The organism is Flavobacterium sp., assembly GCF_020217025.1.
GTDB lineage: Bacteria > Bacteroidota > Bacteroidia > Flavobacteriales > Flavobacteriaceae > Flavobacterium.
In genome coordinates this window covers 1-10,000 of record NZ_JAIWOF010000146.1, presented here as the reverse complement: position 1 = coordinate 10,000, position 10,000 = coordinate 1, and the positions used below count along the sequence as shown (strand labels likewise).

9 protein-coding genes are annotated in these 10,000 nt (G+C 32.8%); 1 reads left to right on the top strand and 8 read right to left on the bottom strand.

What is annotated here, in order from left to right; translation table 11 throughout:
• The 3 genes from LDL23_RS07365 to gcvP form a co-directional block, all read right to left on the bottom strand.
• On the bottom strand, positions 1-948 hold a 948-nt coding region (locus LDL23_RS07365), incomplete at its 3' end, for a 3-oxoacyl-ACP synthase III family protein (RefSeq protein ID WP_291265123.1).
• A gap of 134 nt (positions 949-1,082) precedes the next feature.
• The gene (locus LDL23_RS07360) at positions 1,083-1,454 is read right to left on the bottom strand and encodes a group III truncated hemoglobin (protein WP_291265122.1); all 372 of its coding nucleotides are present in this window, start codon (positions 1,452-1,454) and stop codon (positions 1,083-1,085) included.
• A gap of 128 nt (positions 1,455-1,582) precedes the next feature.
• Complete coding sequence (gene gcvP, locus LDL23_RS07355; RefSeq protein WP_291265121.1) at positions 1,583-4,426, bottom strand: aminomethyl-transferring glycine dehydrogenase; 2,844 nt, start codon at positions 4,424-4,426, stop codon at positions 1,583-1,585.
• 150 nt (positions 4,427-4,576) lie between these two features.
• Here gcvP and LDL23_RS07350 point away from each other — a divergent pair, with 150 nt between their 5' ends.
• Positions 4,577-5,398, top strand: coding sequence for a hypothetical protein (locus tag LDL23_RS07350; protein ID WP_291265120.1), 822 nt, complete (start codon positions 4,577-4,579; stop codon positions 5,396-5,398).
• Between the two features lie 20 nt (positions 5,399-5,418).
• Here LDL23_RS07350 and LDL23_RS07345 read toward each other — a convergent pair whose 3' ends face one another.
• The 5 genes from LDL23_RS07345 to LDL23_RS07325 form a co-directional block, all read right to left on the bottom strand.
• Positions 5,419-5,805: a hypothetical protein gene (locus tag LDL23_RS07345; RefSeq protein ID WP_291265119.1), complete on the bottom strand. Its 387-nt coding sequence runs from the start codon at positions 5,803-5,805 to the stop codon at positions 5,419-5,421.
• A gap of 11 nt (positions 5,806-5,816) precedes the next feature.
• Positions 5,817-6,161 carry a hypothetical protein gene (locus tag LDL23_RS07340; protein WP_291265118.1) on the bottom strand — a complete coding sequence of 115 codons (345 nt, stop codon included), beginning with the start codon at positions 6,159-6,161 and terminating at the stop codon, positions 5,817-5,819.
• On the bottom strand, positions 6,158-7,069 hold the full coding sequence (locus tag LDL23_RS07335) for a TIGR01777 family oxidoreductase (RefSeq protein WP_291265117.1): 912 nt from the start codon (positions 7,067-7,069) through the stop codon (positions 6,158-6,160). Before LDL23_RS07335 ends, LDL23_RS07340 begins: the two co-directional genes overlap by 4 nt.
• A 397-nt stretch (positions 7,070-7,466) precedes the next feature.
• Entirely contained in the window at positions 7,467-7,970 is a 504-nt protein-coding gene (locus LDL23_RS07330) for a MarR family transcriptional regulator (protein ID WP_073583385.1), read from the bottom strand.
• 111 nt (positions 7,971-8,081) lie between these two features.
• Positions 8,082-10,000: M3 family metallopeptidase (locus tag LDL23_RS07325; protein ID WP_291265116.1), on the bottom strand; the 1,919-nt coding region annotated here is incomplete at its 5' end.

The window sequence follows — 10,000 nt, the reverse complement described above, 5'->3', positions numbered from 1 at the left end:
ATCATATAAGGTTGGAACTGTTGCGACACTTGAATTTCCTAATTTATGAATGCTCATTGGCATAATTCCGACTGGAGTTTCCATCTTATACAATTTGTAAAAACGATTGATGATGGCTTCATCCATTTTTTCATTTGCTTGATGAATTAGGATTTTCTTTACGTCGGTAATAGCAATTCCACTTTTTTCTAAGCAAGATGCCATTGCTTTTGGAACATTGGATAAAGCAAACTCATAAATTTTTCTACCATACATTTTGATATAGCGAATATTTGGGTCTTCTTCTTTACTAAAGGAGTTTCCAAAATATAAAAACTTAGATTCATCAAAAGAAAAAGTAGCAGATTCGTGAGCTAAAATTCCGCCTTCATCATCAGTAGCTTCAATGATTGTTGCGCCTGCACCATCTGAGTAAATCATGCTATCTCTGTCGTGTTTGTCTACTACACGGGACAAAGTTTCGGAACCAATTACCAAACATTTTTTAGCCATTCCAGCTTTAATAAATGCTTGTGCTTGAATAACGGCTTCTATCCAGCCAGGACAACCAAAAAGAATATCGTAAGCAACACATTTTGGGTTTTTAATTTTTAATCCATATTTAACCCTAGTGGCTAAACTAGGAACAGTATCCGATTGAATGGTGTTTATTTGAATATCTCCGTAGTTGTGAGCAAAAATAATGTAATCTAATGTTTCAGGATCAATGCCTGATTTTTCAATAGCTTTTTTTGATGCAATCACAGCCATATCAGAGTTTACCATGTCATCAGCTGCATAGCGTCTTTCTATGATTCCTGTAATTTCAACAAATTTTTCTGCAATAATATCATTTGTCATATTAAAAGCAGTGCCGTCTTCGTTCAAAAAATCGTGTTGAGCAAAATCAGAATTCGTAACTTTTTTAGTTGGAATATAACTTCCTGAACCTGTTATTTTAATATTCATAATACGTATTGTTAATCTAACGAAATTATTAATTATTTTTTAAGATAAATACAAAACAGATGTTTTATTTGGTGTAATTATTGAATCGACATTTTAAACTAAAAAAAATATGAAAATCAACTTTTTAATGGCTTTTAATTGAATTTTATCTGCATTATCGTAGCCATACTTAGTGCTTGTGTTTTCATTTGTTCGGCATATTTTCCTGCGAAATGCTCGTCAATTGTTGAATTAAAATGCGTTAACCAAGTGTCGAAATGTTCTTTTTTGAAAGCATGTTTGTCGTGAACGTCTTTATGAATAGAAAACATATTATTGTAATAACCTCCTTTTAAGAATAAAGATTGTTCCCAAAAAGTAGCCAATATTTCAAAATGTGCTTCTAAATGTTGGTCAACAGAGGTTACTTTGGTAAAGAAAAAATTAATTGAATCATCGGCTAAAAGTTTGTCGTAAAACTTTCGCATGATGAGTAAAATATCTTCTCGAGTTTCGATGTCGTTCATTTTCAGATTTTATGATTGTACAAATTTACAACAATACTTTTTGAAGCAATTGACTTTTATCATGTTTAAAAAAAATCCCAAAAACCTGAATTGGAATTTGGGATTTTTAACTATTGAAAATTTATTTTTTACATGTAAGCCTCAATCGGAGCACAAGAACAAACTAAATTTCTATCTCCATACGCTTCATCAACACGACGAACCGTTGGCCAGAATTTATTCTCAGCAATATAATCTAATGGGAAAGCGGCTTGTTCTCTTGTGTAAGGGAAAACCCATTCGTTAGCTGTAACCATTGCTAAAGTGTGAGGCGCATTTCTTAAAATATTGTTCGCATCATCTTTAGAAGAAGCTTCAATTTCTTTACGAATTGAAATCATCGCATCACAAAAACGATCTAATTCCGCTAAATCTTCTGATTCTGTAGGTTCAATCATTAAGGTGCCAGCCACTGGGAAAGAAACCGTTGGCGCGTGGAAACCATAATCCATTAAACGTTTTGCAATATCCGTTACTTTAATTCCTTTTTCTTCGAATGCTCTACAATCTAAAATCATTTCGTGTGCTGCTCTTCCCATTTCTCCAGAATATAAAACTGGATAATGTTCGTCTAAACGTGCTTTCATGTAATTTGCATTTAAGATAGCATATTTAGTAGCATTGGTTAAACCTTCAGCACCTAACATTGTGATGTAGCCATAAGAAATCAAACAAACTAAAGCCGAACCATAAGGCGCAGATGAAATAGCTGTGATTGCTTGACTTCCTCCTGTTGGAATAACTGGATTTGTTGGTAAGAATGGAACTAATTTTTCGTTCACACAAATTGGTCCAACACCAGGTCCGCCACCACCGTGAGGAATAGCAAACGTTTTGTGTAAGTTCAAGTGACAAACATCAGCACCAATAGTTGCTGGATTAGTTAATCCAACTTGTGCATTCATGTTCGCACCATCCATATAAACTAATCCTCCATTTTCGTGAATTATATTTGTAATTTCGATAATAGCACTTTCAAAAACTCCGTGAGTTGATGGATAAGTAACCATTAAACATGATAAGTTATCTTTATGAAGAATTGCTTTTGCTCTTAAATCTTCTACATCGATATTTCCATTGTCCATGGTCTTAGTTACGATGATTTCCATTCCTGCCATAGCAGCAGAAGCTGGATTTGTTCCGTGAGCAGAAGCGGGAATCAAACATACATTTCTGTGGTTGTCACCTCTTGATAAATGGTAAGCACGAATAGCCATCAAACCAGCGTATTCACCTTGAGCACCTGAATTTGGTTGTAACGTTGTTCCTTGGAAACCAGTTACTACATTCAATTGTTGCTCTAATTTTTTCAACATGATTTGGTAACCTTCTGCTTGTTCAACTGGAGCAAAAGGGTGAATGCTGTTCCAGTTTGCCATCGATAAAGGCAACATTTCAGCAGCAGCGTTTAATTTCATCGTACAAGAACCTAACGAAATCATTGAGTGGTTCAACGATAAATCTTTACGCTCTAATTTTTTGATATAACGCATCAATTGCGATTCTGAATGATGGTTATTGAAAACTTCATGTTGTAAGAAAGTTGATTTTCTCACTAAGTTTTCAGGAACCATTACTTCATTTGCTAATTGATTCACTTTAAAAGTTTCTTTTCCAGTAGCTTCAGCAAAAATAGCGATGATTTGGTTGATGTCATTTACAGAAGTTGTTTCGTTAAATGAAATCGAGATCGTTTCAGCATCTGGATAGAAGAAGTTTACTTCGTGTTTCTCAGCAATCGCTTTTACTTTAGCAGCATCGGCTTTTACTAAAATCGTATCGAAGAAAGCAGAGTTTGTTTGGTAAACTCCTAATTTATTTAAAGCGTCCGCAGTTGTAACCGCAGAAGCATGAACTTTATCAGCAATATATTGTAAACCTTTTGGTCCGTGATAAACCGCATACATTCCAGCCATAACCGCTAATAAAACTTGAGCAGTACAAATGTTAGAAGTCGCTTTTTCACGTTTGATGTGTTGCTCACGAGTTCCTAACGCCATACGTAATGCACGGTTTCCGTTAGCATCGATAGAAACACCGATAATTCTTCCTGGCATCGAACGTTTGTATTCTTCTTTCGTTGCGAAATATCCAGCGTGTGGTCCACCGTAACCCATTGGAATACCAAAACGTTGTGTAGTTCCTACAACTACAGCAGCTCCCATTTCTCCTGGAGAAGTTAATTTTGCTAACGATAAAATATCAGCAGCAACTGCTACTTTAATTTCGTTTTCAGCAGCTTTTGCGATAAATCCAGCATAGTCATAAACTTGACCGTATTTTCCAGGATATTGTAAAATAGCTCCAAAGAATTCTGTTGAAAAATCAAAATTTTCATGATTTCCAACTACTAATTCAATATTTAATGGAGTTGAACGTGTTTGTAAAACCGATAAGGTTTGTGGTAAAATTTCTTCCGAAACGAAGAATTTCTTCACGTTATTTTTCTTTTGATCGCGTGTTCTTACATCAAAAAGTAATGCCATTGCTTCCGCAGCAGCTGTTCCTTCATCAAGTAACGATGCATTTGCGATTTCCATTCCAGTTAATTCGATAACGGTAGTTTGGAAATTCAAAATTGCTTCTAAACGACCTTGTGCAATTTCTGCCTGATAAGGTGTGTAAGCTGTGTACCATCCTGGATTTTCAAAAATATTTCTTTGAATAACCGCCGGAACGATAGCTGGGTGATATCCTAAACCAATGTATGATTTGAATACTTTATTTTTCTTTCCTAATTCTTGAATGTGAGTTAAATACTCATACTCAGTCATGGGAGCGTCTAAATTTAAGTCGTTTTTTAAACGAATATCATCTGGAATTGTTTCGAAAATTAATTGGTCTAAAGATTCTACACCAACCGTTTTAAACATGTGATTTAAGTCACTTTCACGTGGCCCTAAATGTCTCAAAGCGAATGCATCTGTTCTCATTTATTAAAAATGTGTATGTGTGTTATTATGTGTTGTTTTGGACAACAAAAGTAATTATTAATCTTGTAATTTTTTGTTTTTAAAATGTGAAATTTTATGATTTTATCAACTAATTTCAAGTCTTATTAACAGATTGATTAATTTTGTTGAATGGTAGTAGTAAAGAAAATTCTCGATTTTTATATCAATAGCAGTTTGCACGTGGCATTTTCGGCATTTGCATTAGTGTTGATGACCCAATATTTCTTTGATGTTAAGGATGATTTTTCGGTAGCTTTATTTGCTTTTTTTGGAACGGTGGTTGGTTATAATTTTGTGAAGTATGATGCCATAGCAAGGTTAAACAGAACCCAAATTAAAAAGGAACTGAAAACAATCGTTTTTCTGAGTTTTATTTCGTTGTTGGCTTGTTTTTACTTTTTTACCCAATTGAGTTGGATGTCAAAAGTAAGTGCTTTCGCGTTTTTTGGACTTACGCTTTTATACACTTTGCCTTTTTTTCCAAACAAACAAAACGCTCGAAATTGGAAAGGTGTAAAAATTTATATCGTCGGAATTACTTGGGTAGGAGTAACGGTTATTTTACCTTTGGTAGAAGCTGAAATTCCTTTTTCTATAGATGTTTTTTTGATGGCAGTGCAACGATTTTTGCTTATTTTTTCTATGGTTTTGGTGTTTGATATTGTTGATGTTAAACAAGATGATATTCATTTGCAAACTGTTCCACAAAAAATAGGAGTGGAACCGACTAAGAAATTGGGTTATGTTTTGTTGTTATTACTATTGATTTCAGATTTTTTTTACACCAATAACCATCATTTTTTACCCTTCTTTTTTAAGCTTTTGGTGTGTGGAACGATTGCTGTTTTTCTCTTTTTTGCGAATGAAAACCGTTCCCGATATTACGCATCATTTTGGTTAGAAAGTGTTCCGATTTTGTGGTGGTTGGTGTTAATCCTGACAGGTTTTTGAAACCTGTCAGGATTGTGAAGTTATCCATTAATAACAATTCGTTGTTCTACTTGTGTTTGACTTGCTTTTCGTTTTCCTCTAAAAAAGAAATATAAGTTTAAGAACAGCATCAATCCCAAATAAATTGAAAATCCGCCGATTTTATAACTCAATTTTTCTATTAGAATTTGGTACGTATCATCATACATATTCATTTCTAAAATCATTAAAGCAAAGCCTAAATTCAGTAAGTAAAATCCAGTTTCGAATAGTTTGTTGGTTGCGTTGGCGATTTCTTCACGACCTTTAAAAATGTCCAACATATAAATTTTACTGTTTTTAAAAAGCGTTTTTGAAACATAGTAAGTTAAAAATAAAGCAACGGGAAGATAAATGGCATAACCGATTAAAATTTTTGAAGTTTCCATAATACTTGTGTTTAAATTAATTTTTTGATGTAATTCGTTAATAAAATAATGTTGATGTAATGCATAACAGCTATTGCAATAATAATGAAAGCCGATTTTGATGTAATCACTTCTATCAATTGTGTAATGTTTTCAATTTTTTCCCAAGAAATTAGAGTCATCGCACAATAACCAATGTTTAGCAAGTAATATCCAACTAAAAGCAATTGATTTATTTTATGGCATAAGTCTTCGTGATTCGGAATCAATTGTGAAACGAAAATGTTTCCATTCAGATAACAGATTTTACCAACTTTCACAATGATGATGCCTGTAATGCTGAAATAGATGAGATAGGCGATGATGTTGAGGTTCATGATAAGAGATTTTTAAATATATTTTCTAAATCACTAAATTCAAATTCAAATCCGTTTTCTGTTAGACGTTTTGGGATAACATTTCTACTTTTTAAAACTAATTCAGTTTCAGTTTTTATGATTTTTGCTCCAAATTCTAGCAATGATTTTGGAATGGGTAATCCAAATGGAATACCAATTGCTTTTTGAAGTTTTTTCATGAATTCTTCATTTCGAATCGGTTTTGGTGCAACTACATTAATACTTCCTGAAAGTTCTTTTTCGATTATAAATGCTACAGCTCTTGCGAAATCTTTCTCGTGAATCCAACTTATGAATTGTTTTCCACTACCGTTTTTTCCGCCTAACCCTAGTTGGGTTAATTGCTTCAATGGAACAAAAGCGCCCCCATTTTTGCCCAAAACAATGGATGTTCTAATTGCTGTTTTCAATGTGTTTGGCGTTTCTATTTCATAAAATGTGTTTTCCCAAGTTTTAGCAACGTTCATTGAGAAGTCATTCCCGATTTCTCCTGTATATTCATCCATTTCTTTATCTTCTGAATGACGATAAATAGTTGCAGTTGATGAGTTGATGAAATGTTTTGGTGGATTATTACATTGTAAAATAGCTTCGTTTAAAATTTTGGTACTTTCAATTCTTGAAGCAAAAATTTCAGCTTTATTTTTTTTTGTATATCTACAATCAACGGATTTTCCAGCTAAGTTTATTAATACATCTGCATTTTCTAATTCCTTTTCCCAACCTGAAAATGATTTAGCATCCCAATTTACATATATGATTTGGTTATTAGTTTCAGATTTTCCTCGAGTAAGTACTATAATTTCTTCAAATTTATTTTTGAAATGTTGGATTAAAACGTTTCCTAAAAATCCTGTTCCGGCTGCTATGATTAGTTTATTTTTCATTTTGATTTACTATTTTATTTAACATGATTGTAAAATATATTGCAATTGTCATTGGTATAATTATAATAGTTGTAATCATTATTATGTAATTGTCTATTACATTTTTCTCTTCTAAGAATATGTAAGTGAAAAAAGAAAAATACAGTATGACATAAATCCAATAATTTATAATTTGATATTTAAGTTTTTTCTCAATTTTTTTATAATTGAAAGAAATATATAATGCTATGCATAATTGTGTGAAGCCAAGTAAAATTTGAGCATATAACCCAAATAGGATTGTAAAGTCTAATATTATCGTTATTATTAATAGCGCTTTGTTGATTTTATTAATTACTTTCATATTATCTATTATTTTAAACCTTCAGAAATAATTGAAAGTTTAGATTAAATTTTTTTATTTCATGATTTTAACAACCAATTTTGCCAACCAATTGTCTTTGTATTCTGTGATTTTATCCAAAACATTATCGGCTTTTAAAACGAAGTCGTACAATTTTGTGGTTTGATCTACGAAATGTCTTTCTGCTTCGGTGCCATCAGATTTAATGGTCGAAACTTCTTTTAAAACTTTCAAAGCGGGTTTGATTTCGCGTTTGCTTCTTTCTCTTGAAATTTTTACCGCTAATTCATCTAAATCTTTTTCGGCGGTGAAAAATTCACGTCTTTCGCCTGCTTTGTATTCTTTGTAAACGATGCCCCAATCCATCAAAGCTCTTAAATTCATAGAAGCATTACCTCGCGAAATTTGTAATTCTTCCATAATATCTTCCATAGAAACGGGTTCGTGCGAAACCATCAACAACGCATGAATCTGCGCCATGGTTTTGTTAATGCCCCATTGAGAACCTAAGGCTCCCCATGTTTGTACGAATTTATTTTTTGCTTCTTTGAATTCCATGAGACAAATGTACAATAAAGTTTTTAAAGTTTCAAAAAAAAATGAAAGTTTATTTAAAAAAGAAACCGAAGTGTTTAGTTTCGGTTTCTAAATATCTAAAATTCTAATAATCTAAATCAATCCTGCTCTCTTCAACAAAGCCTCCACTTTCGGTTCCTGACCTCTGAATTTTTTATACAATTCCATTGGTAATTCGGTGCCACCTTTTGAAAGAACGTTGTCTTTGAATTTGGTTGCTACTTCTTTGTTGAAAATCCCTTTTTCTTGGAAATACGCAAACGCATCAGCATCTAAAACTTCCGCCCATTTGTAGCTGTAATATCCCGAAGAATATCCACCTTGAAAAATATGCGAAAATGAAGTGCTCATACAATTTTCTTCCACATCTGGATATAATGATGCAATTTCCATAGCTTGTTTTTCAAAGGCTTTTACATCGTCAATAGTTTGCGATTTTCCGTGATAGGTCATATCTAAAATTCCGAAACTTAATTGACGTAATGTTGCCATTCCTTCTAAGAAACTAGCACTTTCTTTGATTTTTTCTACATACTGTTGCGGAATAATTTCACCCGTTTCGTAATGTTTTGCAAACAAAGCTAGCGCTTCAGGCTCGTAACACCAGTTTTCCATCACTTGACTTGGTAATTCCACAAAATCCCAATAAACAGAAGTTCCTGATAAACTTGGATAAGTTGTATTGGCTAACATGCCGTGTAATGCGTGTCCAAATTCGTGAAACAATGTCGTTACTTCGTTAAAAGTCAATAACGATGGTTTTGTTTCAGTTGGTGGTGTAAAATTACAAACAATAGAAACATGTGGTCGTTCGTTAATTCCTTTCTTTATATATTGTGGTTTGTAGGATGTCATCCAAGCGCCATTTCTTTTTCCTTTTCTTGGGAAGAAATCGGAGTAGAAGATAGCTACTAATTTACCTTCGAAATCTAATACTTCAAAAGTTTGGACATCTTCGTGGTATTTGTCAATGTCAAAAACTTCTTTAAATGTAATTCCGAATAACTTTTCTGCAATCGTGAAAGCGCCATTCAGTACATTTTCTAATTTGAAATATGGTTTTAATAACTCATCATCAAAATTGAATAATTTCTGTTTCAATTTTTCAGAATAATAAGCACCATCCCATTTTTCTAATTGGTCAATTCCGTCTAAATCTTTGGCGAAAGCGGTTAATTCAGCAAATTCTTTATGAGCCGCTGGTTTTGCTTTTTCCAATAAATCATTCAAAAACGATTGTACTCTTTCTGGATTTTGTGCCATTCGTTCTTCTAAAACAAAATGCGAATGTGATTCATAACCCAATAAATTCGCACGTTTATGACGTAATTCTACAATGCGTTTTACGTTTTCTTTATTATCGAATTCATTATCTTGAAACGATTTTTTTCCAGCAGCAATAGCAATTTCTTTTCGTAATTCACGATTTTCAACATAAGTTATGAATGGTAAATAACTTGGGAAATCTAAAGTAAAAATCCAACCTTCCAAATTTTTCGATTTTGCCAAACTTGCTGCCATTTCTTTAGCGCCATCAGGTAAACCTTTCAAATCAGCTTCGTTGGTAATGTGTAATTGATAGTTATTGGTTTCAGCCAATACATTTTCTCCGAAAGTTAGTTTTAGTTTGGCTAATTCGGTATCAATTTCACGTAATTTTAATTTATCTTCTTCCGAAAGTAACGCACCATTTCGTGAGAATCCTTTGAATTTTTTATCTAATAAAGTCGCTTGTTCAGTAGTTAATTCTATAGTGTCTTTTTGATCGTAAACGGCTTTAACTCGTTTGAACAAATCTTCATTCAAAGCAATATCGTTACTGAAAGCTGTAAGTAAAGGCGAAACTTCTTGTGCAATTTTTTGCATTTCATCAGAAGTTTCAGCCGAATTCAGATTGAAGAAAATATTCGATAAACGATCTAATTGCTCGCCAGAATAATCTAACGCTTCAATAGTGTTTGAAAAAGTAGGAGCATTCGAATTTTTAATGATTGCATTAATTTCTTCTTTTG